General features: G+C 61.2%; 16 protein-coding genes. 5 read left to right on the top strand and 11 right to left on the bottom strand.

The features are described from left to right. Positions 1-324: 324 nt before the first annotated feature. From pbpC to A9G06_RS17730, 4 genes are all read right to left on the bottom strand, one after another. Positions 325-2,670 carry a penicillin-binding protein 1C gene (gene pbpC / locus A9G06_RS17745; protein ID WP_253182348.1) on the bottom strand — a complete coding sequence of 782 codons (2,346 nt, stop codon included), beginning with the start codon at positions 2,668-2,670 and terminating at the stop codon, positions 325-327. 52 nt (positions 2,671-2,722) lie between these two features. Beyond that, positions 2,723-7,609, bottom strand: coding sequence for an alpha-2-macroglobulin (locus A9G06_RS17740; protein WP_069556063.1), 4,887 nt, complete (start codon positions 7,607-7,609; stop codon positions 2,723-2,725). Positions 7,610-7,774: 165 nt separating this feature from the next. Beyond that, a complete protein-coding gene (locus A9G06_RS17735) occupies positions 7,775-8,434 on the bottom strand; it encodes a VTT domain-containing protein (RefSeq protein WP_005353037.1) in 660 nt (219 codons plus the stop codon). 215 nt (positions 8,435-8,649) lie between these two features. Continuing rightward, positions 8,650-10,338: an FAD-dependent oxidoreductase gene (locus A9G06_RS17730; RefSeq protein ID WP_005344666.1), complete on the bottom strand. Its 1,689-nt coding sequence runs from the start codon at positions 10,336-10,338 to the stop codon at positions 8,650-8,652. A 135-nt stretch (positions 10,339-10,473) separates the two neighbouring features. Here A9G06_RS17730 and A9G06_RS17725 point away from each other — a divergent pair, with 135 nt between their 5' ends. The 3 genes from A9G06_RS17725 (at position 10,474) to A9G06_RS17715 (ending at position 15,002) form a co-directional block, all read left to right on the top strand. Then, positions 10,474-13,410, top strand: a complete 2,937-nt coding sequence (locus tag A9G06_RS17725; RefSeq protein ID WP_069556062.1) for an EAL domain-containing protein — start codon at positions 10,474-10,476, stop codon at positions 13,408-13,410. A gap of 65 nt (positions 13,411-13,475) precedes the next feature. Then, a complete protein-coding gene (gene pflA, locus A9G06_RS17720) occupies positions 13,476-14,273 on the top strand; it encodes a pyruvate formate lyase 1-activating protein (RefSeq protein WP_005333994.1) in 798 nt (265 codons plus the stop codon). Positions 14,274-14,360: 87 nt separating this feature from the next. Next, positions 14,361-15,002, top strand: a complete 642-nt coding sequence (locus tag A9G06_RS17715; RefSeq protein ID WP_069556080.1) for an energy-coupling factor ABC transporter permease — start codon at positions 14,361-14,363, stop codon at positions 15,000-15,002. Positions 15,003-15,086: 84 nt separating this feature from the next. On the opposite strand, the gene A9G06_RS17710 is transcribed toward A9G06_RS17715, so the two are convergent. Further along, complete coding sequence (locus A9G06_RS17710; RefSeq protein WP_021230998.1) at positions 15,087-16,379, bottom strand: NAD(P)/FAD-dependent oxidoreductase; 1,293 nt, start codon at positions 16,377-16,379, stop codon at positions 15,087-15,089. A 74-nt stretch (positions 16,380-16,453) separates the two neighbouring features. Then, complete coding sequence (gene ycfP / locus A9G06_RS17705) at positions 16,454-16,993, bottom strand: alpha/beta hydrolase YcfP (protein WP_005334000.1); 540 nt, start codon at positions 16,991-16,993, stop codon at positions 16,454-16,456. Positions 16,994-17,498: 505 nt separating this feature from the next. Between ycfP and A9G06_RS17700 the strand changes: the two genes are divergently transcribed. Further along, entirely contained in the window at positions 17,499-18,905 is a 1,407-nt protein-coding gene (locus A9G06_RS17700) for a nucleobase:cation symporter-2 family protein (RefSeq protein ID WP_069556061.1), read from the top strand. A 63-nt stretch (positions 18,906-18,968) separates the two neighbouring features. Here A9G06_RS17700 and A9G06_RS17695 read toward each other — a convergent pair whose 3' ends face one another. From A9G06_RS17695 to A9G06_RS22300, 3 genes are all read right to left on the bottom strand, one after another. Further along, positions 18,969-20,765, bottom strand: coding sequence for a M3 family oligoendopeptidase (locus A9G06_RS17695; protein WP_069556060.1), 1,797 nt, complete (start codon positions 20,763-20,765; stop codon positions 18,969-18,971). 122 nt (positions 20,766-20,887) lie between these two features. After that, positions 20,888-21,808, bottom strand: coding sequence for a DUF808 domain-containing protein (locus A9G06_RS17690; RefSeq protein WP_069556059.1), 921 nt, complete (start codon positions 21,806-21,808; stop codon positions 20,888-20,890). A gap of 1 nt (position 21,809) precedes the next feature. Next, the gene (locus A9G06_RS22300) at positions 21,810-21,950 is read right to left on the bottom strand and encodes a hypothetical protein (protein ID WP_021231002.1); all 141 of its coding nucleotides are present in this window, start codon (positions 21,948-21,950) and stop codon (positions 21,810-21,812) included. Between the two features lie 251 nt (positions 21,951-22,201). Between A9G06_RS22300 and A9G06_RS17685 the strand changes: the two genes are divergently transcribed. Next, positions 22,202-22,804 (top strand): DUF924 family protein, encoded by a 603-nt coding sequence (locus tag A9G06_RS17685; protein WP_069556058.1) that lies wholly within the window; start codon positions 22,202-22,204, stop codon positions 22,802-22,804. Between the two features lie 63 nt (positions 22,805-22,867). Here the strand turns inward: A9G06_RS17685 and A9G06_RS17680 are convergent, their stop codons facing one another. Both A9G06_RS17680 and A9G06_RS17675 read right to left on the bottom strand, forming a co-directional pair. Further along, entirely contained in the window at positions 22,868-24,487 is a 1,620-nt protein-coding gene (locus A9G06_RS17680; RefSeq protein WP_042083837.1) for a methyl-accepting chemotaxis protein, read from the bottom strand. A gap of 104 nt (positions 24,488-24,591) precedes the next feature. Continuing rightward, positions 24,592-25,851 (bottom strand): dicarboxylate/amino acid:cation symporter, encoded by a 1,260-nt coding sequence (locus A9G06_RS17675; protein ID WP_005334018.1) that lies wholly within the window; start codon positions 25,849-25,851, stop codon positions 24,592-24,594. Positions 25,852-26,008: the final 157 nt, after the last annotated feature.

Genomic DNA, 26,008 nt, shown 5'->3' with positions numbered 1-26,008 from the left:
GCGCTTCCATCGCTCTGTCACGGCGGATATTGGCAGGGGTACAGGCAAACTGTTTCTGATAACAACGTACAAAACTCTCGGAAGCGGGTTCGAAAGGTGAATAGAACCCGGTACGTTCAGGAGAAACATGGTGATCACCATGATTGGTAGTGGCACAGCCCGAAATCATCAGCACCAGCAAGGGACACAGAACACGCAGCAAAAGAGAACTCCCGATTGGATTTGAATGAATTCATAATTATTCACAAATTAATTCATCCAATCAAATATTGATGCATTTCAAATAGTTAATTACATCCCCCTCAATGGCTGTCGACAAAACGCTCAACGGGTGATGGTACCGGCATCACTGTCAGGATGCACCACGCGAAACTCGATACGATCGCTGTTGCCTGCTTCATCCACCACCACCAGCTGATAACGACCCGCCATACTCAGTACCTGATCCCCGTCCCAACGCAGCCGCTGGCCATTGAGAAACCAGGCCGGCTTGCCGACACCGCCCAACACCTTGGGCTGCAGCCGGTAACGCTGGCTGCGGATAAGGTTGCCCTCCCCCAGCGCCACGATACGAATGGGGGCCTGCAGCTCGGCGCTCTGTCCTTCCCCAGCACAACCACTTGCCAGCAGCGCCTGACGCCGCTCGCTGGGGGACCGCCACGGCTCCAGCGACAATGGCCAGAGTGCCCGGAAGCCGGATTGCGCCGCATCGGAGCAACGGGTCAGAGTCGGCTTGCCCCCGGCAGTGAGTGCAACTTGACGCAGCGGCGAGGGCCAGTCCATGGGATCCGGCAAGGTGGGAGGATCGCGCACTTCCAGCAGCCAGGCGCTCTGACGCTGCAAACAGGCTTCAGGCAGGGTCGCGCTGGCCTTGCGTCCCAGCGGCCAGCAGATCTCTGCTTCGCTCACCGTGTTGGGTTGTGCCGGCAAGGGGCTGTTGTCAGCCAGCCGCGAGTAGACAGAGAGCAGCAACGGCACCGCCGCGCTCTGGCCGTAAAAACCGGGCATGGGGGTACCGTCGGGGCGTCCCAGCCAGACGCCGATAGTCCAGCGACCGGAGACTCCCATCGCCCAGCTGTCGCGATAGCCATAGCTGGTGCCGGTCTTCCAGGCCAGTCGATTGACCCGGCCGGTCGCCTCACTGGCAAAAGGCTGATCCGCCCGCCCCTGCGCGCTCAAGATTTGCCAGATAATCCAGGCGGCCCCCGGGCTCAGCAAGGGGCGCGACACCGCCTGCTGCCCCGCCAGCCAGACCGGCATTGCCACCTGTCCCTCGCGGGTCAGCGCACTGTAGAGCGCCACCAGCTGCTCGAGCCGAATGCCCGCCGCCCCCAGCGCGATGGCCGGATTGGGCTTGTCGGAAAGGGCCAGCCGCACCCCGGCGTTGTCGAGGCGGCTGACCAGCTTGTCCGGCCCAAGCGCCTCCAGCACCTGCACCGCCGGCACGTTGAGGGATTGCTGTAGCGCCTGCGCAAGGGTCACCGGCCCCTGAAAGGCACCGGAAAAGTTGGCGGGACGATACTCCGAGCCCAGCCTTGGCGCATCGGAGAGCAAGGAGGCCGAGTGCACCAACCCTTCATCCATGGCCAGACCGTAGATGAAGGGCTTGAGGGTGGAGCCGGGAGAGCGGATCGCCTGCACCATGTCGAGGTAACCGTGGCGGCGCAAATTGCCATACTCGGAGCTGCCTACATAGGCGCGCACCGCCATGGTTTTGTTGTCTACCAAGAGCAACGCCGCTGAGGTCTGCTCAGGGAAGCGACGGATATAGCTCGCCACCCGCCCCTCCAACCAACGCTGCAGATCGCCGTCGATGGTGGTGTGCACCAGCGCCCCGGTCTGATTGTTAGCGGCGAGGCGGGCAAACAGCGGCGCCTCCATCGGCGTGAAGTGACCTCGGGCCAGCACCGGCTCGATACGCCCCTCCAGCCACACTTGTTCGGACCAGACACCCTGAGCCACCAGCCGCTGCATTACCTTGTCACGGGCGGCTCGGGCCCGCTCGGGATGCCGGTCCGGCCGGTTGCGGCTGGGAGCCTGCGGCAGCACCGCCAACAGCGCCGCCTCGGCATAGGTCAGCTTGGCGACGCTCTTGCCAAGGTAGGCAAAACTTGCCGCCTGCACCCCCTCTAGGTTGCCGCCAAACGGCGCCCGGTTGAGGTAGACGGTGAGCAGGGTGCGCTTGTCGTAGTGCCACTCAAGCTGCAGTGCGCGCGCCATCTGGCGCAGCTTGCCGGGCACGCTCCTGTGATAGGGTTCGATAAGACGCGCCACCTGCATGGTGAGGGTCGAGCCGCCCGATACAGCCCGCCCATAGCGCAGCCACTGCCAGACCCCGCGCACCATGGCCACCGGATTGACCCCGGGATGGCGCCAGAAGTAGCGATCCTCGTAGCCGAGCAGCGCCTCGATATAGCGGGGGGAAACCTGCTCCAGGGTCACGGGGTAACGCCACACGCCGCTGGTATCGGCAAAGGCGCGCAGCGGTCGCCCCTTCATGTCGAGCACCACCCGTGCGTAGGCAGGATCGAGCGGTGGAGGCGGGAAGAGTCTATCCAGCGCCAGCAATGACAGGAGCAGTGCGACAACGCCCAGCACCGAGAAGAGCAGCCAGCGTGGCAGGCGACCAAGCCTGCGCCAGCCAGCGCGGCCGCTGCGAACTAATTTCAGCCCGCCATGCTGCCAGAAAGTGAGCGGGCGAACCCGCTCAAGGGAGGGAATGTTACTCAGAGATGATCACCTCATGGATATCCTCACCCACGGCACGCAGCTCGGGCCGGTACATATCCTCCACCTGGGTCGGCGGCACCTGATAGCGACCCGGCGTCACCGCCCGCATCAGGTAGACCAGCTGCTGGTTGCTCCCCTCGCTCAGATCCAGCGCTGCCGTGTAGCGGTCATCGCGAAACTCCTGATGCTTGAGATAGTCGTTCCACTCACTCTGCCACGCCGGTTTCCCCTCGATGGAGAGCTCTTCGAGCTTGATGCTGTTGCCAAGGGCCGGGTTCTCCAGCTCGAAGCCAGCGGGCACCATCTCCACCAGCAGGGCATCGGGCACCGCCGATTCGCTGCTGACATTGAGCCGTACCACCACCAGATCGCCCACCTTCACTGTGGCGGGATCAAACCGCTGACCGTCGCTGTTGAACCAGCTGCGGGTCACACTCATCCCTTTGCTAATCCGTGCCGGTGCCTGTTCGGGGTAACCGGCCAGAGTGCGCTGTACATAGAGGGATCCCTTGCCCTCGTTGGTGACGGTGCTCGCCGCCAGTGCCTCAGGGGCACCCAGTTGCAACGGGGCCGAACCGTTCAGGGATTCATTGCCAAGAGAGGAAGTTACCCTGGCCTGCCAGTCAACAGCCAGATCGAAGCGGGCGAGTCGCAGCAAGGCGAGCCGCTCCTGGGTGCTGAGCCACTGACGGTGAGCCAGGGTGTCGGCTACCTTGGCGCTGAGATCAGGCCAGCGCTCCGCAGCCAGCTTGTGCTGACGCAGCAAGGAGAGCTCAAGGGCTTCATCGCGCAGCGGCGAGCCGTAATCGCCCAGATAGTCATCCCCGCGTTCGGTCGCCAATGCCCGGCTGAGGGCCTTGGCGGCGTTCTGCTCATCCCCCATGGCCGAGAGCGCCAGCGAGAGGTGGAGCAGCGGCAAACCGGAGCGAGCGTGATCGGCCTGCTGCTCCCAGATAAGTCGCAGGGTAGCGAGCGGTGCCTTGCCCACCCGGGCCAGCACATAGGCGCTGTAGGCCTGATAGGCCAACCGGCTGTGCTCGGGGGCACTGCTCCAGCGCTCACCATACTGACTGTCGGTGAGATAGCTTTGCAGCCGGTTCAGCGCCTGATTGAGCATTGCCTCCGGCACTGCGTCGCCCGCCTCCTTGCGCGCCAGCAGGTAGTCGGCAGCATAGGCGGTGAGCCATTGTTCCTCATCGGAGCGACCATCCCAGAGGCCAAAACCGCCGCTTGGCAGTTGCAACCGCTGCAGCCGTTGCAGCAGGGCGCGTTGCACATCCGCCTCACTCGCCGCTTTCTTGCCCTCTGCGGGTTTGCTCCAGGCGGCCCGCTCATCCGCCGTGGTCAGCAAGTAAGGCCAGGCACGGGACAGGGTCTGCTCCAGACAGGCGTAGGGGTAGTCGGCCAGCGCCTGCCACTGGGCTGCCGGATCCCAAGGGGGGGTGCCGGAGAGGCTGAGCAGCCCCTGCAGGTTGGCGCGATCCAGCCCGGTCAGCTCAGCTGGCGCAAAGCTCATCTGCTGGCCGGGGGACAGCATCTGATAGCGCTGGCGAGTCTCGGCCGGCCAGGGGGAGCGCAGCGGCAGATACCAGTCGCGGCTGATAGCAAAATTCTTGCCGCTGGCAGCCAACTGCAGGCTCGCCACGCCGCTCGCCCCGGTCACGGTGAGCGGCAGGGTCAGCCACTGCTCTTCGCCATTTTTAAGAGAAAGGGTGCCGGGCAGCTCGCCGTTTGCTTTCAGCCCACCATTGAGGGTCCAGGCAAGGGAGAGGGTCTGATCCTCGCCGCTCATGTTGCGCAGCTGCACCAGCGCCCGGGTCTCATCCCCTCTGGCGCCAAAGCGCGGCCAACCGATCTCGGCCACCAGCGGTGCCACCACCTTGACGGCGCGCTCGGCCTCCCCGACTTGCTGTTCGTTCCAGGCCAGCGCCATCAGCGCCAGCTCGCCGTTGAAGTTGGGCAGATCGAGCGGGATCACCGCCTTGCCCTGCTCGTCAAAACTCAACTCGCCGCTCCAGAGCGCGGCGATCTCGACCCGGCTCTCCAGCGCGCCCCCCTTTTTCAGCGGCGCCCGGTCACCCCCGTAGTTGAGGCGGGCCAGCTTGCCATCTTGCGGCGGGATCACCTGGCCGTAATTGTCGAACAAATCCTGGGCGAAGCGCTTGCGACCAAAGAAGATCTCGAACGGGTCGAGCGGCTGATAATCGCTGATGTTGAGCACGCCCCGATCCACCGCCGCCAGCACCACGCGGCCCTGACTGTTGGGGGTGGAGGTGGCGGTCACTTCCAGCCGGGTAAGGGGCACCGCTTTATCAGGTGCGCTCAGGGTGAGCGGCAGACGGCGCGCTTCCCGATCCAGGGTGAGCGGCACCAGACCGACCGAGCGCAGGCTCTGTCCCTGCTGGCTGCCGACCGGTTTGGAGGCGCTGTCTGGCGCGGCGATCTGGGCCGAGATATGCAAGTCATGGCGCTGCCACTCGGGACTGACCGTGATCTCGAACTCACCGCGGGCATCCTTGGCATCGCCACCGGCCCCCTTGAGCTCGATACGCTGCCACCAGCGCAGGCCGTCGCCATCTTCCACCAGCAGCAAGCCCTTACCGGGGAGCGGGGCTACCAGCGTCACTTTGGCCTTGTCGCCCGCCTGATAGGCGCGTTTGTCGAGAGTGATGGCAATCTTGTCAGGGCGCGCCTGCTCGCCACCGCCGCCCCAGGCGTAGCTGCCGATCTCTACCCGCAGGCTCGATTGATGGCCCTGACTGTTCTCCACCTCCAACCGATACCAGCCCGCCGCCAGTTGCAGCGTGAGCGGGGTCGGCCCCTTGCCATCCAGCTGCAGGGTCTGCTCCTGCTCCAGATAAGGCTGGCTGTTGAACTCGTACTTCCACCCCTCGCCATCGGCGTAGTGCCAGTAGTAGTCGCGGTACTCGTTGATAAGGCGCACCTTCACCGCCCCCGCCACCGGCTGGCCTTGCTCATCGAGGTTGAGGATCTGGAAGGGGAGCGGCTTGCCCCCCTCTACCCGATCCGCCACGAAGTCGGCCTTGAGCGCCGGCCACTGGCTGCCCGCGGGCCAGCCATACTGGGTGCGGCTGCGATTGACAGCGCGGCCACCGGGCTCGGCGAGCGACACCCGATAGGCCACCTCCAGCGGCCCGAGGGCGCGCACCCCATCGAGCTCATCAGCTAACGAAAAAGTCCCCTGCCCCTGCGCATTGAGGGTGAGACTCCGCGGCTCAAGATCCTTGGCCTGCTCGGCGAGCAGCACGTCACCCAGCGTGAACTCCTGCCACTGGGTAAAGGGCATCGTGGCGCGGCTTATTTTCACCTCCGCCTTGGCCTTGGTGGCACTGGCTGGCGCACCGTAGAGATAGTCCCCTTGCAGCAGCAGGGTGAGGGCAGCGTCCAGACTCGTCACTTCGCCATCCGGCCCCTTGCCAAGCTGCAGTTTCAAACGTTCCGGCAGAAACTCCTCCACCAGAAAAGGCCACTCGAAGCGGCTACCGGCGGCGGTCTTGAGGTTAATGGTCCAGCGCCCGAGCGGCGCATCGTCCGGCAGACGCAGGCCGTAGTGAGCGGCGCCAAGGTTGTCCGGCAGCAGCCGTTTCTGTTCGAGCAATTGACCGTCCGGCTGCTTCACCTCCAGCTCCACCGCCATGCCGGGCAACAGCTGACCATCCTGCCCCTTGAGCAGGATCTCGCTGTCGAGCCGCTCACCGGGGCGATAGAGATCGCGCCCGCTAAAGAGATAAAGCTGCTGGGCCTGCCAGGGCTGGGTGCCGAGATCGAAGGTGGAGAGATCGAGCGCAGCCCCATCGAGGCGCAGCACCGCCAGATGGTTGCCCTGCTCGGCCAGCAGCAGGCGAGCCCCCTGCACCTGATCGAAGCGGCGATGACCTTGCGGATCCGTGGTTTGCACCTGCAGCCGGTTGCCCTTCTCGTCGAGCAGGGAGAGCTGCACATCCTTGAGCGGATCGGCGCTGGCCAGGGAGCTCACGAACACCTCCAGCTGATCGCGGTAACGACGGGCACTGAGCCCCATGTCGCTCACCGCAAAATAGGTGGTCTCTTTGCGCCAGTCGTAGTTGCCAAGGGGCGACATCACTGCAAAGTAGACGCCAGCCTCCGCCAGCTGCGGCTCCTTCACATTGATGAGGCGGGTCTCGCGCCGGTTGGCATCAAGCTCCAGCGCATAGCGGCCGCTGAACACCCGCTTGGCCCGCTTGGTGATCTGCTCGAGCTCCCAGTTGCCCATGCCGGCACCGGGGCGATACTCGGCCAGAAAACGGGGCAGGTATTCGGCATCGACCCGAAAGAAGTCGATATTGACCTCATCCACATTGACCGCGCTGATGGGCAGGCGCAGCTCGTCGCGCAGCGGCAATACCATGCCACTGGAGGTAAAGGAGGCCCCCGCCTCCAGCGGACGGGTCTTGAGGGTCCAGCTCTGGGGGGATGGCCCCAACCCAGCCTTGAGGCTCACTTCATAGCTCTTGTCGGGCTGGACATTCGGGAAATAGAGGGTGCGACCATCGTCGGCGAGGATCCACTCCCCCTGCACCTGCTTGCCCCCCTCGCTCACCGAAAGCCAGCTCTGCCAGTTTGCCTTGGGCACCAAGGGGCCGGAGAAGACCAGCGCCAGCGCCGGGGCATCCCGATATTGGCGGGCATTGGCCTGCACTACAGAAGTTGGCGCCCCGGCCTCCTGCTGCGCAGTGGATTCTGTGGTCGGTACTTGGCTGGCGGGCTTGTCAGGGCCGCAACCGACCAGCAGCAAACCTGTCAGCCCGGATAGCAGCAGGGCCGACCAGCGGCGGCGCAGAGCGCAGGTTTCAGCGGTAGAGCGGTGAGAAGCAGAGGGAGAGTCGAAGAGGCGCATAGGTTCCATCCCGAGTTGGAGCGCTGCAAACGCAGCGTGGCTGGAAACAGGATAAGGCATCCAGTTCACCCGACACAAAGCTCATTACCCGAATGGGCACAATTTCGCGCCCCTGCAGCACGAGAACCCCCTTGCCCACTGATCCAGTGCGGCAAGGGTTGTCATCTAGTCGTGGCTGGTCTCGTTTTTTGCTCCGCCTTTGAACCAGCGAAACAGGATGGCCATGACGGCCGCCAGAAACAGCACCAGCGAGGTAATCAGCAGGGCCCGGGTCAACAGTTCGCTGTGGTGGAGGAAGAAGGGGGTATTCATCGCCAGCTTGCCCACCAAACTGAGGCAGAGCGCCCACATAAAGGCACTGGCAAAGCTGGCCACGCACATGCGCAGCACGCTCAGGCGGCCAATCCCCATCAGCATGGGGGTCAGCACTCGCACGAACGGGATAAAACGGGAGGAGAACATCGCCAGAAAACCGTACTTTTTCAGCAACCGGGTCGCCTTGGGCAGGCTGTCGGGAGGCAACATCCGTTCGATATGATCCATAAAGCGGGTGCGCTGCAGTGCCCGTCCCTGCCAATAGGCGAGCACAGAACCTATGCCAGCAGCCAACGGCAGATAGACAAGAGTCACTTCGGGGCCAAACACCCCCATGCCCACCAACCCGCCGGCCAGCAGTACCAGGCTGTCCCCCGGCAGGGGCAGGAAGACGAATGCGGACTCCAGCAGCAATACCAGCATCAGGCAACTGATCAGCAAGGGTACCGCCTGCATCTGAACCAGGGCGTCAAAATCCTGATGCCAAATGGCCATCAGCATATCCAGCATGTCACTCTCCCTACTACACGGTTCATCATGAACGAGGCAGGGGTTATAGCACCTATCCCCTGAACAAAACGTTAATTTTGTCCGGCACAGGAAATAAAGTGTGTCGAAATATTGCAGCAACGAGGGGAATGCAAGAAGGGCGAAAAGCAGAAACAAAAAGCCCCTCATCTTGCACGCACAAGGGAGAGGGGCAAACAGGCACAGAAATAAAATAGTTACTCGGCGGTGGCCATCTGCCAGGTTTTGAAGCCGCCGGAGAGATTCTTCACTTTAAAGCCGTGCTGGCTCAGCAAACGGCAGGCGACATGGCCACGCAGCCCGACCTGACAGCTGATCAGCAGCTCTTTCTCTTTGGGCAGCTCATGGAGGCGGCCACGCAACTCGTCGAGGGGGATATGCAGCGCCCCCGGAATGCGGCCCAGCTTGTCGAGCTCCGGGCCATTGCGCACATCCACCACCAGCTGATGGGGGTTACGAGCCTGCACCTCGGCCACGTGGCAGAGCAGGGTGTCCCCCTTCAGGTGGTTGCTTGCCACAAAGCCCGCCATGTTGATCACATCCTTGGCTGAGCCGAACGGCGGCGCATAGGTGAGCTCCAGATCCTGCAGGTCAAACACGGTGAGACCGGCACGCTGGGCCACCGCCAACACATCGATGCGCTTGTCGATGCCATCCTTGCCGATGGCCTGGGCGCCATAAATCTTGCCATCCGGGGCAAACAGCAGCTTGAGGCTGACCGGATGGGCACCCGGGTAGTAACCGGCGTGGCTGCCCGGATGGACATAAACCTTCTCGAACGGCAATCCCAGTTGCACCAGTCGCTTCTCGTTGAGGCCAGTGCTGGCCACCGCCAGATCGAACAGCTTGCAGATGGCGGTGCCTTGGGTCTTCTTGTAGGTTTCGCTTCGGCCCAGCATGTTGTCGGCGGCGATGCGCCCCTGCCGGTTGGCCGGGCCCGCCAGCGGGATCAGCACAGATTCGCCGGTGACGAAGTCAATCTCTTCCACCGCATCCCCCACCGCGTAGATGAAGGGATCCGAGGTACGCATCCCGGCATCCACCTTGATGCCGCCCCGTGGGCCCAGCTCCAGCCCCGCCTTGGCGGCGAGCAGAGTTTCCGGCTTGACGCCGATGGCGAGGATCAGCAGGCCGGTGTCGAGGTGAGAACCGTCATTGAGGGTCAGGCGCAGGCCACCGCTTTTGGCGGTCGGCACGGCGGAGGTCTTCTCGGCTGGCAGATCCAGACTCTCGATGGCGGTGAGGCCGGTGCGCAGGCGCAGGTCAATCCCCTCTTCCCGGATGCGGGCATGGAGCATGTTGGCCATCTCCTTGTCCACCGGCGCCATCACCTGATCGGCCAGCTCCAGCAGGGTGACATCCAGCTTGCGCTGATGCAGCGCCTCCATCATTTCCAGCCCGATAAAGCCGCCGCCCACCACAGTGACGTGGCGCGGCTGATCGTGATGCAGGGCCGCCAGAATGCGATCCATGTCCGGGATGTTGCGCAGGGTATAAACATGGGGGCTGTCGATACCGGGGAAGGGAGGACGGATCGGCGCCGCCCCCGGGCTCAGCAGCAGCACATCGTAATGCTCGCGCTGCTCTTCACCGGTTTGCAGGTTGCGCACCAGCAAGGTCTTGCCCGCCTTGTCGATCTCAATCACATCGTGGAAGACCCGCACATCGACGTTGAAACGGCGCTTGAAACTCTGGGGAGTCTGCAGCAACAAGGCATCCCGGTCGGGGATATCGCCCCCGATGTGATAGGGCAGACCGCAGTTGGCGAAGCTGACAAACTCGCCCCGCTCGAACATCACGATCTCTGCCTCTTCACTCAAACGACGAGCACGAGCCGCCGCCGATGCGCCCCCCGCGACACCACCGATAATCAGGATCCGTTTCATCTGCAAGACTCCTCATACATGATAATGGGCAATAAATTAGGCTTTTCTAATTTAGAATTCAATGAAATTTTGTTTCACACCATTTTGCAGTATTCTTGCAACCCCGACGGTTGCTTAACAGGATGTTGTTTGTTCATGTCGTCTACCGCACTCAGTCATCTTCCTCCTGCCCTCCAGACGCCTCTCTTTTTCCGTCTGGATCTGCGCAGTCAACGGCTGGTCGCCCTGACCGACGTGATGCAAACCCCGCTCTACTGGCTCGACGAACCGCGCGCCCCCTGGCCTGCCCAACTGCCCGATGCCCTGCGCCTGCCCATCGAACAACTGCTGGCCAACGGCCATGGCGGCAAGATCACAGTGCGCTTTGCCAGCCAGTTGTGGCATATCGCCCTCGCCCACGAGCAGGATGGCTTCTGGCTCATCTGTCTGCAGAACCTTCGTCAGGAGCCCATCGCCGATCTGGCATTGCAACTGCCGCGCCTCAGCCAGATGGCGAGCCAGCAACAGTATGCGCCCCTGCTCGAGGCCCTTAAAGAGAGCTTGGGGGCCGATCGGCTCATCCTCTGGCACTATCAGGCCAACGGCGATCTCGGCAGCGAGCAGCTCACCCCTGTGTTCACCCTGGGGGTCGAGGCGCTCTACCCCATTCGTGGCGACAGCCGCTATATCCGCGCCCTGCGTACCCGCAAAGCGTTGAGCTTCTCGGAAGCGGCCCACCAGCCGATGCTGAGCAATCACCTCTATCTGACCAGTGCAGGTGTGCGCTCACGCCTTGATGGTGCCCTGCTGGAGCAGGACAAGCTGTTCGGGGTGCTGAGTCTGGAGTATCTCGATCCCACCCCGCTTAGCGAGGAGATGTTGCAGCTGGTGCGCAGCAGCGCCCAGCTGCTCGGCCACTGGCAACCGCAACCGGAAGAGCACCGCGCCGAGCTGGCCCTCCCGCCCGAACTGCACCAGCAGACCGGCATCGACTACTGCAAGACGCTGGTAAGCTGGGCCATGAGCGCCAGCGGTGCCCGGGTGGGCTGGATCGGCGAGTTCCAGCCCCGCGGTCAGGATCTCTGGATCATCCCCCGCTGCGTCATCAACGAGGAGATCTGCTCCACCCTCAAGCCCATCCAGCTCGACCCCGGCCCCGCTCAGGAGCTGTTCCAGCACGGTCAGGCCATCTATGTGGAAGATCTGCCCGTGCGCTATCCCAAGGCGACCCGGCTGCTTGCCCTCAATGCCAGCGCCTACATCGGCATTCCGCTCCATGGCCAGAGCGGCGTCCCCATTGGCCAGATCACCCTGCTGCTCGATACCCCCCTTGAGGAGCCCGAACAGCTTCTGGATCTGTTGAGCAGCCAGCACGAGCGGGCCGCCATCGAGCTCAAGCGCCTCGCCACCGACGATGCCCTGCGGCTAGCCGAGGTGGCCTTCAATACCCACGATGGACTGATCGTGATGGATCACAACGGCATCATCCTCAAGGTCAACCACTCCTTCAGCCGGATCACCGGATTTGGCGAGGTAGAGGTGATCGGTCACTCCATTCGCAAGCTGCGCCCCACCTACTACGGGGATCATCTCAAGGAAGATGTCAGCCGCACCGTCAACGAGCAGGAGTTCTGGCTCGGGGAAGAGCGCTGCCTGCACAAGGATGGTCACCTCTTTCCGGTGCGCTTGATGGTGAACGGCGTCAAGGATGAGCAGGGGGAGCTCAGCCACTTTATCTGCAGCTTCTACGACATCACCCAGGAGAAAGAGGCGGCCAGACATATCGAGCTGCTGGCCTACTACGACGATCTCTGCGGTCTGCACAACCGCCGCAGCCTCAACCATATTTTGCAGCAGACCCTGAGCACCCCCAACGGCCAGTGGGGCGCCCTGCTGCTGGTGGATCTCGACAACTTCAAGTCGATTAACGACTCCCTCGGTCACGCCTGCGGCGATCTGCTGCTGCAGGCCGTGGTGCAGCGTTTCAGGGAGCTGCCCCAAGACAATCTGGTGCAGGCGCGCATCTCGGGGGATGAGTTTGCCCTGCTCTTTACCCAGCTGGGACAAGGGGAAGTCACCGCCAAAATTCTGGCAGAGCACTTCGCCCGCGAGCTGATGGGGCTGTTTCGCACCCCGTTCGACATCGGCGATCACAAACTGCACTGCAGCGCCTCGGTGGGGATCAGCCTCTTCTCCGGCAACGAGACGGATCATCTGGTCCTGATGCAACAGGCCGACACCGCGACCCACATGGCCAAGCGCGCCGGTCAGGGCCACTACGTCTTCTTTACCGAGGCGATGGCCCAGCATGAGAAGAACCGGCTGACCCTCACCAATGAGCTGCGCGATGCCCTGCGTCACCACGAGCTGCAACTCCACTATCAACCGCAATACCGGGTCGACAATGGCTCGCTGTCGGGTATCGAGGCGCTGCTGCGCTGGCAGCGCAGCGACGGCACCATGGTGCCCCCCGGGGAGTTTATCCCCATCGCCGAAGAGACCAGCCTGATCCTCGAAATCGGCTACTGGGTGATGAAGACCGCCTGCGCCCAATACAGCTTCTGGCTCAACCGTGGCCTGCAGATCCCCCATCTGTCGGTCAACGTCAGCGCTCGCCAGTTCCACACTCAGGGCTTCGTACAACAGGTGGAGTACATCTTGCGCGACACCGGTGTGCCCCCTTCCCGCCTGCTGCTGGAGGTGACCGAATCGGTAGTCTTGGAGAATCGGCAGGAGAGTATTGCCAGAATGCGCCAGCTCAAGGAGCTCGGCATCCTCATCTCCATCGATGACTTCGGTACCGGCTACTCGTCGCTAGCCTATCTGCGGGATCTGCCCGCCGACGAGGTGAAGCTCGACAGAAGCTTCATTCAGACCCTGGTACACAGCGAACAGGACAGGGCCATCGTCAAGGCGATACTCGATCTGGCCCAGGTCTTCCGTTTTACCGTCACCGCCGAAGGGGTGGAAGAGGAGGCGCAGCTGGCCATCCTCAAAGCGCTGGGATGCCAGCATTATCAAGGGTTTCTCACCAGTCGGCCGCTCACCGTCAAGGGGCTGGAGCAGCTGCTTGGCAGCCGGGCGCCGGACTAAAGGTGTAGGATCAATAGGGGTTTATGTAATAAAATAACGGCCTGCTCGAATCGTTGGAGTTGTTTATGTCTGTCATTAATCGGATCCCAGCCGTTGAAATCAGCCAGCCAGCCGGAGCTCACGGCACCGTTGGCCGGATCCATTCCGTCGAAACCTGCGGCACTGTCGATGGCCCGGGAATACGCTTTATCGTATTCATGCAAGGCTGCCTGATGCGCTGCAAGTACTGCCACAACCGCGATACCTGGGATACCGAAGGTGGCCGCGAAGTGACCGTACCGGAGTTGATGAGTGACATCACCAGCTATCGCCACTTCATGAATGCCTCCGGCGGTGGCGTGACAGCGTCCGGCGGTGAAGCCATGCTGCAACCCGCTTTCATTACCGAACTCTTTACCGCCTGCAAAGAGAAAGGGATCCACACCTGTCTCGACACCAACGGCTTCGTCCGCCATCTCGACGAACAGGTAGACAAGCTGCTCGACCAGACCGATCTGGTGCTGCTCGACATCAAACAGATCAATGACGAGAAACACATTCCGCTGACCCATGTCAGCAACAGATACACCCTGGAGTTTGCCCGCTATCTGGCAGCCAAAGGCAAGACCATGTGGATCCGCTACGTGGTGGTGCCGACCTGGAGCGACGACGACGAGAGCGCCGAAGGGCTGGGCCAATTTATCGCCGAGCTGGGCGAGAGCGTGGAGAAGGTGGAGCTGCTCCCCTACCATGAGCTGGGCAAACACAAGTGGGACGTGCTGGGAGACCCGTACGAGCTGAGCGGGATCAAGCCCCCCAGCAAGGAGACCATGGAACGGGTCAAGGGCATCCTCGGCAAGTACCACAACAACGTCAAATATTGATGGTAAAAGCAGGCTGACTCGTCAGCCTGCTCTGCTATGGGTGGTCGGGAAGGCCGCCCGGACTCTACTGCATGAATGGACGACAAGATGAGTGAAGGACAACTCGCCGCCCTCCTGATCTGGCTGGTACTGCTGGCCTTCAGCCTGCGCCGCTCCCTGTGGCAGACCCTCCATGACAACCCCCTCTATCAGCACCTGCTGCTGGGGAGTGCCATCGCGCTGGTGCCGCTCTGGTATCTAAGAGCCGGTCTGCATGAGGGGCTGGAGGTCCATTTTCTCGGGCTCACCGCCCTCACCCTGCTGCTTGGCTGGCGGCTGGCACTGCTCGCCCCCTGCCTGACCCTGCTGGTGCTCGGTTACTTCGGTGTCACCAATCTGGCCGATTTTGGCTGGCAGGCACTGGTTGGCATCGCCCTGCCGGTAGCCACCAGCTGGCTGCTGTTTCTGGCCAGCTGGGCCTGGCTGCCGCGCCATCTCTTTGTCTATATCTTCGTTGCCGCCTTTCTCGGCGGCGCCATCACCATCTCGGTCAAGGTGGCCGCCAGCGCGTTGCTAATGGGGCTAAGTGACAGCTACCCCTGGCACACCATCACGGCAGATTACCTCTCCATCTGGCCACTGCTGCTGTTCCCCGAAGCCCTGCTCAACGGCATGGCGATGACGGTGCTGGCCATCTACCGCCCTCACTGGGTCAATACCTTCTTCGACCGCACCTATCTGGGCAAGTAGCTCTCTCTTTCCTGATCTGTGCCCATAAAAAAGGAGAGGCGATCGCCTCTCCTTTTGGTATTCCGAATTCTGTCAAACCTTGGCTTAGTGCAGCTTCAGGGTCGGGCGCAGTACCCGGTTGATGCGACCCACCAGCATGATGAGGCCGGTCTTGACATAGCCATGCAGGGCGATCTGGTGCATCCGGTAGAGGGATATGTAGACCAGACGGGCGATGTAGCCCTCCACCATCATGGAGCCGCGCATCAGGTTACCCATCAGGCTGCCCACGGTGGAGAAGCGGCTGAGGGAGACCAGCGAACCGTGGTCGTGGTAGAGGTAGGGCTTCATCTCGCCGCCATTCATCTTGGCCAGAATGTTCTTGAATGCCTGGCTGGCCATCTGGTGGGCAGACTGGGCGCGCGGCGGCACAAACTTGCCATCCGGCTGCGGGCAGGCCGCGCAGTCACCGATAACGAAGATGTTCTCATCACGGGTAGTCTGCAGAGTCTCTTTCACCACCAGCTGGTTGATGCGGTTGGTCTCAAGGCCGGCGATATCCTTCATAAAGTCAGGCGCCTTGATGCCGGCCGCCCACACCATCAGGTCAGCTTCAATCAGCTCGCCATCCTTGGTGTGCAGACCTTCGGCAGTCGCTTCGGTGATCATGGTGGCGGTACGCACGTCCACACCCAGCTTGACCAGCTCCTGATGGGCGGCGCCGCTGATACGCTCCGGCAGAGCCGGCAGAATGCGCGGGCCCGCTTCCACCAGGGTCACCTTCAGGCTGTCGGTGGTGAGGTTCTTGAAGCCGTAGGCGTAGAGCTGCTCGACCGCGTTGTAGAGCTCGGCAGAGAGCTCAACGCCGGTGGCGCCGCCGCCGACAATAGCAATCTTCACCTTGTCGCCCGGCTTATATTCGGTGGCAAACTGCAGGAAGCGGTTCATCATGCTGTTGTGGAAACGGTGCGCCTGGGAGGGGCTATCGAGGAAAATACAGTTATCCTTGATGCCCTTGGTGTTGAAGTCGTTGGAGACAGAACCGATGGCCATCACCAGATAGTCGTAGGGCAGCTCGCGCTCGTTGACCACGATGTCGCCATTGTCGTCGTGGATCGGGGCCAGCACGATGCGCTTATCGTCACGCTTGATATCGGTCAGGGTGCCGAGCTGGAAGTCGAAACCGTGGTTCTTGGCGTGAGACTGGTAGCTCAGAGCATCGATGCCCGCGTCCATGGAGCCGGTGGCCACTTCGTGCAGCAGGGGTTTCCACAGGTGGGTGCGGTTGCGATCGACCAGAGTGATCTTGGCCTTGTTCTTCTTGCCAAGCTTGCGACCCAGACTGGTGGCCAGCTCCAGGCCACCGGCGCCGCCGCCTACAACGACAATATTCATCATGATGATTTTCCTCGGTTCCTCAAAACGAAAGGGAGCCATTGGCTCCCTAAAACGAAATCGGTCGACGTGATGGATCAGGCTTCTTTGAAGGCCTTCATCCGCTGCAGATGATGCGAGATATTTTTGAACTTATGAGTCTCGCGCTCATCCCACACGATGTCGTAATAGTTCTTCAATTCACGTTCAGTGTCCCGATTATCGCGCACTTCATCCTGAACGGAAAGGATACACAGGCAGTTTCCTGAATTTTTCTTACGAAATTCAGTTACACACTTGGTACCGATATCGTCATATTCTTCCGGCCGGTCGATCTTGCCCTGCATGTTCTCTTCCGGATGGAGGTTGGGGTTGAAGATCACCTGGCGAATGCCGCACAGAAAGCCGATCCGCTCGCTCCAGTAGCCACCAAGACCCACGCCGCAGATCAGCGGTTTGGGATCGGTACTCATATCGAGCTGTTTTTTCACTTCCTTGAGCAGATGGCTCATATCATGACGGGGGTGAACCGTGCTGTAGTGCACGAAACGCACATCATCATCAATAAACTGCAACTGCAGCACTTTCTCGTGATTGCCTGGGCTGGTGGCATCAAAGCCATGCAGATAGATGATCATGGATAAGACCTCAGGATCTGTGTCGGTTTTATCGAAACTACCCCAGCGGCGGCCCCGTGCGCCACCAAAACATCCAACTTTCTTGCTTTGGATCACGCCCCCGCCCCCGATTGCGCCCTGCGGCCCGCGAGCGCCGTCACATGCAGAGGGGCGCATTGCGAACAACGTTATGGTGCCCGGCTATCAAAGTGAGATCGCCAGACCGATAATGATAAACCCCTTACCAATCTGAGATGCCCCCACCTCCTTCCCCTGCCAGCAGCCGGACACATATCTGGCCGGTATGTGACTCATCCTGCAAAAACAAGGCGTTATCGCCAAACGTTTTCTCTCGTGAGCGGCGTTGTGCATGTTTTGTGCACTGACCCGTGCTGCACCGGATCCCTCTCACTACTGCCGAGGGATCTGGCACCTCTGCCAATACACGAGATCAATGACCGGGAAAGCTGCGGCTTTCACTATCTTGCCTGTAGCAGTTGCGCGGGCTTCAAGGAGTGATCTGTTCATGAACGAGACCAATCCCCCCTCCCCCCGAGCGGGTGCGCGCAAGCGCCCGGTGGATGAAGTGGAGCGCATGCTCCCCATGGGCCAACTATTTACCCTGGGCCTGCAACATGTGCTGGTGATGTACGCCGGCGCCGTGGCGGTGCCATTGGTGATTGGCGGCAGTCTGGGGCTGCCCAAGGATCAAATCTCCTACCTTATCAGTTCGGATCTCTTCTGCTGCGGCATCGTCACCCTGCTGCAATGTGTCGGGATTGGCCGCTTTGCCGGGATCCGGCTGCCGGTCATCATGTCGGTCACCTTTGCCGCCGTGATGCCGATGCTGGCCATCGGAGCCAACCCGGATCTGGGGCTGACGGGCATCTTCGGCGCCACCATTGCCGCCGGTATCATCTCGACCCTGCTGGTGCCGCTGATAGGTAGGCTGATGCCGCTCTTCCCCACCGTCGTCACCGGGGTGGTTATCACCTCCATCGGGATCAGCATCATGCAGGTGGGGATCGACTGGATGGCGGGGGGCAAGGGTAATCCGGAATATGGCAGCCTGCGCTATATCGGCACCAGCTTTCTGGTGCTCGTCTTTATCCTGCTGGTGACCCGCTTCACCAAGGGCTTTTTCAGCAATATCTCGGTGCTGCTCGGGATCATCTTCGGTTTCGCGGTGGCCATCGCCATGGGTGAAGTGAGCCTCGATGGCCTCGGCGAGGCAGCCTGGTTTGCCCCCATAGTGCCCTTCGCCTTCGGCTGGCCCACTTTCGATCCCATCTCCATCGCCACCCTGACGGTGATCATGCTCATCACCTTTATCGAGTCGATGGGGATGTTTCTGGCCCTTGGCGACATCGTCGGCCATCCGGCCAGGCGCGGTGATATCGTGCGCGGGCTGCGGGTGGATGGCATCGGCACCATTATTGGTGGGATATTCAACAGCTTCCCCCACACCTCCTTCTCCCAGAATATCGGTCTGGTGAGCGTGACCGGGGTATCGAGTCGCTGGGTCTGCGTGATGTCGGGGGGGATCCTGCTCGCCTTTGGCCTTATCCCCAAGATGTCGGTGCTGGTCGCCTCCATCCCGCCCTTCGTGTTGGGGGGCGCCGGTATCGTGATGTTCGGCATGGTGCTGGCCACGGGCATTCGTATCCTGGCGCGCACCGATTACAGCGGCAACCGTCACAATCTTTATATCGTCGCCATCAGTCTCGGAATTGGCATGATCCCGACGGTCTCCGGGAATTTTTTCCAGCAGCTTCCGGCGCAGCTACAACCGCTTTTTCATAGCGGTATCCTGCTGGCCACCATCAGCTCGGTGCTGCTCAACCTCTTCTTCAACGGCTATCAGCCGGATCTGACTCACCAGACCCGCCCCCTGTTCGTTGGCCCCATCAAACCGCAGCAAGAGCAGGCATAACAAACAGGCCCCCGGACAGCGAGACTGTCCGGGGGCCTGTTGTTCATATCACCGCTGACCCAATCAGGCAGGCAACTGCGTGAAGCGCTCTACCGCCTGCGCTACTTGTGCCAGACTCCCCTGCCAGAAGGCGGCCTCACGGATATCCTGCCCCAGATGCTTGGCTACCAGATCTTCGGCGCTCATCCGGCCGGTATCGCGCAACAAGGCACGATAGGCCTCTGCAATGCCCTCTTCCCCCGCCGCCTTGCGGCTCATCAACTGCTGATAGACCCCGAGGCTGAACAGATAACCGAACAGATAGGGATAGTTGTAAAAGCCCAGCCCCGCGATGGAGAAGTGCGCCTTGGCCGCCCAGAACATGGGGTGATAGCGGGTCAGGCTCCCCTCATACCAGCGTCCCCACGCCTCGTCAGTCAGCGTCTTGAGTCGCTCTGCCGACACATACCCCTGCGCCCGCTCGGCCACCAGCGCCCGCTCGAAATCGAAGCGGGCCGGAATATTGACCAGGAAGGTGGCTGCGCCATCCGCCTCCGCCCAGGCGATGGCCAGCTGCTCTTCCGGGCTTTGCGCCTGCTCGAACAGGGCGCTTCGCACCAGGGTTTCGGCAAAGATGGAGGCGGTCTCCGCCAGCGTCATGGGGTAGCTGCGCTGACTCATCGGCAGATCGCGGATCACCCAGTTGTGCCAAGCGTGACCCAGCTCATGGGCCAGCGTAATGACATTGTCCATAGTGCCGGCATAGGTGACGAAGACCCGCGGCTCGACCGGTTCGGCAAACTTGGTGCAGTAGGCACCGGTGCGGCGATTTGGCGTGGGCGCCGCATCAATCCACCCCTTCTCGGCCATCATACGGGCAAACGCCCCCATCTCGGGATCGAAACGGCTAAAGGCATCGGCAATCAACTCGATCGCCTCATCAAAAGGAATGTCGCGGCTGCTGGAAGCAGGCGGCGGCGCAAAGAGATCCTCCGGCCCCAGATCGTCGAGACCAAGGCGCTCGGCCATCAGCTCCAGCGCACGCTGGCCCAACCCACGGGCTCGCCAGGTTTCGCTCATCAGGGCATCGAGGGTGGCACGCTTGATATGGCTCTGGTGGCAGGAGAGATCCAGCGCATCGAGCACTCGGGTATTACCACGCTGACGGGCCAGCTCCAGCCGCCAGCCGTTGATGGCATTGAGGATGGCGGCGACCGTCTCCTGCTCATCTTCCCAGCCAGCACTGATGGCATCAAACGCCTCAAGACGCAATGCCCGCACCGGGCTGAAGAGCAGATTGCTCGCCTCGGCCAGCCCCATCTCGCGGCCATCAATGGTCAAGCGGATCTTGCCCACCAGATCGTTGTAGAGGTTGCCCCAAGCGTGCAGGCCATCGGTGCCCAGACCGATCACCAGTTGCTCCGCCGCCACCGGCAGGCGCTGATCCTGCAAACGACGCTCGTGGCGCAGGCGGTACGCCTCCTCGCCGAGCAGGGGATCCACCATCAGCGCGGCGAATTCCTCTTCCGGCAACGCCAGCATCAGATCTTCCACCGGCGCCAACGTCTTGAACAGATCGGCATTAAGGGCGCGGGCACGGGACGCCAGCTGTTTGGCCTGCGGATCCCGCGCATCCTGACTGCCGCGGCAAGCGGCCAGAATGGCGACGTTCCAGCCGATATGGCGAATATCACGGGCGCGCAGCCGCACTTCCCGCAAGAAATCCAGCTGCGCTGCGTCATCGTCACGCACCCCGTCCAGATCCGCCATATAGCTGGCCAGCTCTTCCAGCGCGTGGCGGGCTGCGCGCATGTCCGCTTCCAGCTCGGGGCTGTCGAGGCCCGGGTAGATATGGTCGTTATTCCACTGTTGTTGATACATAACTTCTCGCAAAGGCCTTTATCGGGAGGCGCAACAGACCTGCGGGCAGCAAGTCAGAGACCGGGCAACCCGAAGGCCAAAAAATGAAGAGAGGAAAAAGAGAAAATGGCCCGCAAGCTCGCTTATCCCTTGGCCGGGGCAAGACGGCTCACCAGCGTCATCACGGCAACCAGCAGCAGACCCGCCACCACACCGGCCACGGCGTTGAGCAGGGGCGGCGTCACCGCCGCCAGTACGGCCCCTACTGTGGGCAGGGTGGCAACATCAGCGGCTGCGCCTTCAATCAGGTGATGAGCAAAGGGCCAGCCATGCACCAGAATGCCGCCGCCCACCATAAACATGGCGATGGTGCCGACCAGTGCCAGCAGGTGCATCAGACGAGGAGCCGTCACCAGCAGTCCCTGCCCCACCGCGCGGCGCAGGGCGCTGCCATCGGGCTTTTGCAGCAGATGCAGACCGATGTCATCGAGCTTGACGATCAGCCCCACCAACCCATAGACCCCGATGGTCATCAGCAGGGCGATGCCAGCCACCACCGAGAGCTGCAGCGCGAGGCTTGCACCCTGTACCGTGCCAAGGGCGATGACGATGATCTCGGCAGAGAGAATAAAATCGGTGCGGATCGCTCCCTTCACCTTCTGCTGCTCGAAGGCCACCAGATCATCGGGAATAGGAGCAGTGTGTGCCTCACCCTCGCTCACTTCATGAGGCAGGAACTTGTGGGCCAGCTTCTCGGCCCCCTCAAAGCAGAGGTAGGCGCCTCCCAGCATCAAGAGCGGCGTGATAAGCCAGGGCACCAGGGCACTGATGGCGATGGCGGCAGGCACCAGAATCAGCTTGTTGCGAAATGACCCCTTGGCCACCGCCCATACCACCGGCAGCTCCCGCTCGGCGCGCACCCCGGAAACCTGCTCCGCGTTGAGGGCCAGATCATCCCCCAACACCCCAGCGGTCTTCTTCGCCGCCATCTTGGTCATCAGCGCCACGTCATCAAGCACGCTGGCGATATCGTCGAGCAGGGCCAACAAACTGGTTCCAGCCATATCAAAGATCCCTTATATCAGTGAGAAACGTCTTCCCGAAAAATGTCTCGCGCTTGTTCACCACGACCTTGGTCATCAGCGCCACGTCATCGAGCACGCTGGCGATATCGTCGAGCAGGGCTAACAAACTGGTTCCGGCCATATCAGAGATTCCTTATATCAATGAGAACAACCCCGGGAGAGGGGTTTACGTCCCGATAACCACCAAGGTCAACAGGACCACCTCATGGCGATCGCAGGCCATCATCGGCCGAGCCAAGAATTCGGCGCTCGCCATCGGGGGGTTACGTCTTTCTGGCAAAAGATGGCACAGTGTAACGAGAAGCCGCCGTTTCGGCAGCACCCCTGAGCCATTTGTTCCTGGTTCCCTCTGAATCACCTCAAGGAGTTCCCATGCAACCCTGGCAACCTCTGCTCGCTCTCTGGTTTGGCGACGAAGCCGATGACGTCCTGCGGGCCACACGGCAAGCCCCGCTCTGGTGGGGAAAAAGCAGCGAAACGGATGCCCTGCTGGCCAGCCGCTTTGGCGAGCTGGCAGAGGCCGCAGCCAAGGGCAGCCTCGCCCACTGGGCCGATCTCCCCAGCGGTCGGCTGGCGCTGATCCTGCTGCTCGACCAACTGCCGCGCAATATCCATCGCGGCACGCCTGCGGCCTTTGCCCAGGATGCGCTGGCAAGGGATCTCTGCCTGAAAGGGCTGTCCATCGGGGCTGACAAATCCCTCTCGCCACTGGAGCGGGTCTTCTTCTATCTGCCGCTAGAGCATGCCGAATCCCGCGAACAACAGGCCCGAAGTGTGGCGCTGTTCGAGGCACTCGCTGCCGAGCAGGCTGGCACACCGGCGCAGGCGACCTTTGCCGAATTTGCCGACTTTGCCCGCCGCCATCAGGTGATCATCGAACGCTTTGGCCGCTTCCCCCACCGCAACGACATACTCGGTCGCACCAGCACACCGGAAGAGGCGGCATTTTTGCAGCAACCGGGCTCAGGCTTCTAAGCAAGCCATATAAAAAATCCCCGCCAGCTGGCGGGGATAGCAGATGGATAACAACCGTCGGCGTTACTGAATGCGGTAGCGGGATATCTGCTGGTGGATGCTCTCTGTGGTGACATTGAGCTCCTCGGCGGCGGCTGAGGTCTCTTCCGCTGTGCTGCTGGTTTGCTGCACGACCTGAGCAATCTGCTCCACCTGATGAGCAATCGACTCGGCGGCCGAGCTCTGCTCGCGGATGGCATTGGTGATCTCGCCCACCTGCTCCATCACCCGGTGCGATGCACTGCGGATTTCGGCAATAATGGCGCCACTCTCGGTCGCCATGGTGACCCCCTGGCTCACCTTCTCCTCCACCAGATGCATGCGGGAGACCGTATTGTTCGACTCCTGCTGGATCGCCTCTACGGTGGCGGAGATCTCCTGGGTGGATTGCGCCGTCCGCTCCGCCAGTTTGCGCACCTCATCCGCCACTACCGCAAAGCCACGGCCGGACTCCCCGGCCCTCGCCGCTTCAATGGCCGCGTTCAAGGCCAGCAAGTTGGTCTGCCCCGCGACATCACGGATCACGTTGACCACACCGCCAATGCGCGAAATACCCTCACCCAGCGCAATGACCTCGGCTGAGGCCTGCCGGATCGAGTCGGCTATCTCGTTGATGGCATGGACGGTGCGCTCGATGGTCCGACCCCCTTCGGTCGCCAGTTGCCCCGACTCGTTGGTGATGCGGCTCGTCTCCTGAGTACGCTGGGAGATATCTGTGATGCTGACCGTCATCTCTTCCACACCGGCGGCTATCAGACTGGTGGCATCATTGGCCTGATTGGCCGAGCTGGCCAGGTGTTGCGCTGCCTGAGAGAGGGATTCAGCAGTGCTCTTGATCTGCAAGCTGCCGACGGAAAATTCGGTAAATGTCTGTTGCAGCGTATCGAGCAGCCGGTTGACCGCATTGAGGGTCAGACCAATCTCATCCTGCTGTTTCACATCTGCTCTCAGGGTAAAGTTGAGGTCGCGCTGGATCCGGGTCAGGGTATCCATGGCGGTGCGAAGGGGATTGGCCACCTGATTGAACAACCAGACAAACAGCCCCATCGTCAGTACGGTGGCACCACCGGCGATAAACAACAGGGTTTGCAGGCTGTTGTCATAATTCTCCTGGCCCTGCTTCTTGAGCGCCAGTCCCAAATCCATATTGAAGTTGACATGAAGCTCGATTGCCTTGGCAAACTGCTGGAACACTCTGGTGGCTTCTCCCGCCAGCATGTCTCGCGCTTCATCGTTCTTGTTTTGTCTGGAGAGCTGCAGAACCTTGTCTATCTCCTGATAATATTGCGCGATAATGCGCTGATCATCGTCGGTCAGGCGCCGGTCTTCGTCATTGGAGAGCATCTCTGCTTTATATTTCTCCAGTTGCGAATTGATCTGTTTGCGATGCTCGGCAATATCGGCTTCTATCTGCTGCATCTTGTCATTGTCGGTGTTGAGGATATGGCTTTGAACCCGGGAGTGCAGCTCATAAAACGCAGCCTGCACCTCCTTGATCAGCGCAATACTGGGCACCGTATTGTCCGTCACATAGCTCAAGTCTCGATTGCCAGCCCCAAGGCGGTTGATACTGAACCAGCTGAGGAAAACAAGCGCCAGCATAACGAGCAGCGCTATCAGTTGAAGCCGACGAGCAATGTTCATAACCGTACACTCCAGATGAAAACTATCTAGCAGTGTAGACGAGCCATAAACAACAACGGCCCGCATTGGCGGGCCGTTGTTGTTTATGGCTCATGGCGTTGTGATCAGGCTTTGGCTGGCTCACTCTCGCCCAGCGCGACGGTTTCACCCAGACTGTCTTCGGTCTTGGCCACCACACTGGCGGCGATGGCGTTGCCCAGCACGTTGGTGGCAGAGCGGCCCATGTCGAGGAAGTGATCGATCCCCAGCAGCAGCAGAATGCCAGCTTCCGGAATATGGAACTGGTTCAGGGTGGCGGCAATCACCACCAGAGAGGCGCGCGGTACCCCGGCCATCCCCTTGGAGGTGACCATCAGCAGCAGCAGCATGGTGATCTGCTGGGCCATGGAGAGCTCGATGCCATACGCCTGGGCAATGAACATCACCGCGAAGGTGCAGTACATCATGGAGCCGTCGAGGTTGAAGGAGTAACCCATCGGCAGCACGAAGCTGGCGATGCGCTTGTCACAACCGAACTTCTCCAGACGATCCAGGGTCTTCGGATAGGCCGCTTCGGAGCTGGCAGTCGAGAAGGCAAGCAGGATCGGCTCGCGGATCATCGCCAGCAGCTTGATGACGCGACCACGCAGGAAGACGCTACCCATGGCGATCAGCAGCAGCCAGAGACAGGCCAGCGCGATATAGAACTGGGCCATAAAGCTGCCGTAGGTAACCAGAATACCCAGCCCCTCTTTGGCCACCATGGCGGCGATGGCGCCAAACACCGCGAACGGCGCAAAGTTCATCACATAACCGGTCACTTTCAGCATGATCTCGGCAGCGCTGGCCATCAGCACCACCACCGGCTTGGCCAGATCGCCGAGCGCGGCGGCAGCCAGACCGAAGAAGAGGGAGAAGACCACGATCTGCAGGATCTCGTTGGTGGCCATCGCCTCGACCACGCTCTTGGGGATGGCGTGGGTCACAAAATCTTTCAGGGTAATGGCACCGGCAGCAATGCCCGAGCTGGCGGTGTCATTGGGCAGGGATAGTGAAAGACCCACACCCGGCTGCATCAGGGTCACCATCACCAGACCCAGGCTCAGGGACATCAGGGAGGCCAGCATGAACCAGCCGAGGGTCTTGGCACCGATACGACCCACGGTGCGGGTGTCGCCCATCTTGGCGATACCGACCACCAGGGTAGTGAAGACCAGGGGAGCGATGATCATCTTGATCAGTCGCAGGAAGATATCGGTCAGGATCGTGATGTTATTGGCAAAATCCGCAGCCTGATCTGCGGCAAACATCCGATAGCCCTGGCCGGTGAGGATACCAAACATCATGGAGATGAGGATGGCGACCGTCAGTTTATTCATTTTCATGGGGGAGTCCCGGTTTTGATTGGTGCAAGCCGTAAACAGTGGCGTGGGAGCCACTACAGTCCGTTTTTGTGATCCGAGCCGTTGATTCCTGGCGGCTGGTATGCTGGGAGAATGCCTAAAAGCAGGGGGTAAATCTAGAGGCTTTATCCAGAATTTT

This window comes from Aeromonas sp. DNP9 (genome assembly GCF_001728955.1).
GTDB lineage: Bacteria > Pseudomonadota > Gammaproteobacteria > Enterobacterales > Aeromonadaceae > Aeromonas > Aeromonas veronii.
Note: the sequence above shows the minus strand (reverse complement) of the source record. Positions and strands in the feature narration are given on the sequence as shown.

What these genes read in the sequence shown, in the direction of transcription:
- A9G06_RS17740 (WP_069556063.1), bottom strand. Translation starts at nt 7,609, where the DNA reads ATGCGCCTCTTCGACTCTCCCTCTGCTTCTCACCGCTCTACCGCTGAA.
- A9G06_RS17735 (WP_005353037.1), bottom strand. Translation starts at nt 8,434, where the DNA reads ATGCTGGATATGCTGATGGCCATTTGGCATCAGGATTTTGACGCCCTG.
- A9G06_RS17730 (WP_005344666.1), bottom strand. Translation starts at nt 10,338, where the DNA reads ATGAAACGGATCCTGATTATCGGTGGTGTCGCGGGGGGCGCATCGGCG.
- A9G06_RS17725 (WP_069556062.1), top strand. Translation starts at nt 10,474, where the DNA reads ATGTCGTCTACCGCACTCAGTCATCTTCCTCCTGCCCTCCAGACGCCT.
- pflA (WP_005333994.1), top strand. Translation starts at nt 13,476, where the DNA reads ATGTCTGTCATTAATCGGATCCCAGCCGTTGAAATCAGCCAGCCAGCC.
- A9G06_RS17715 (WP_069556080.1), top strand. Translation starts at nt 14,361, where the DNA reads ATGAGTGAAGGACAACTCGCCGCCCTCCTGATCTGGCTGGTACTGCTG.
- A9G06_RS17710 (WP_021230998.1), bottom strand. Translation starts at nt 16,379, where the DNA reads ATGATGAATATTGTCGTTGTAGGCGGCGGCGCCGGTGGCCTGGAGCTG.
- ycfP (WP_005334000.1), bottom strand. Translation starts at nt 16,993, where the DNA reads ATGATCATCTATCTGCATGGCTTTGATGCCACCAGCCCAGGCAATCAC.
- A9G06_RS17700 (WP_069556061.1), top strand. Translation starts at nt 17,499, where the DNA reads ATGAACGAGACCAATCCCCCCTCCCCCCGAGCGGGTGCGCGCAAGCGC.
- A9G06_RS17695 (WP_069556060.1), bottom strand. Translation starts at nt 20,765, where the DNA reads ATGTATCAACAACAGTGGAATAACGACCATATCTACCCGGGCCTCGAC.
- A9G06_RS17690 (WP_069556059.1), bottom strand. Translation starts at nt 21,808, where the DNA reads ATGGCTGGAACCAGTTTGTTGGCCCTGCTCGACGATATCGCCAGCGTG.
- A9G06_RS22300 (WP_021231002.1), bottom strand. Translation starts at nt 21,950, where the DNA reads ATGGCCGGAACCAGTTTGTTAGCCCTGCTCGACGATATCGCCAGCGTG.
- A9G06_RS17685 (WP_069556058.1), top strand. Translation starts at nt 22,202, where the DNA reads ATGCAACCCTGGCAACCTCTGCTCGCTCTCTGGTTTGGCGACGAAGCC.
- A9G06_RS17680 (WP_042083837.1), bottom strand. Translation starts at nt 24,487, where the DNA reads ATGAACATTGCTCGTCGGCTTCAACTGATAGCGCTGCTCGTTATGCTG.
- A9G06_RS17675 (WP_005334018.1), bottom strand. Translation starts at nt 25,851, where the DNA reads ATGAAAATGAATAAACTGACGGTCGCCATCCTCATCTCCATGATGTTT.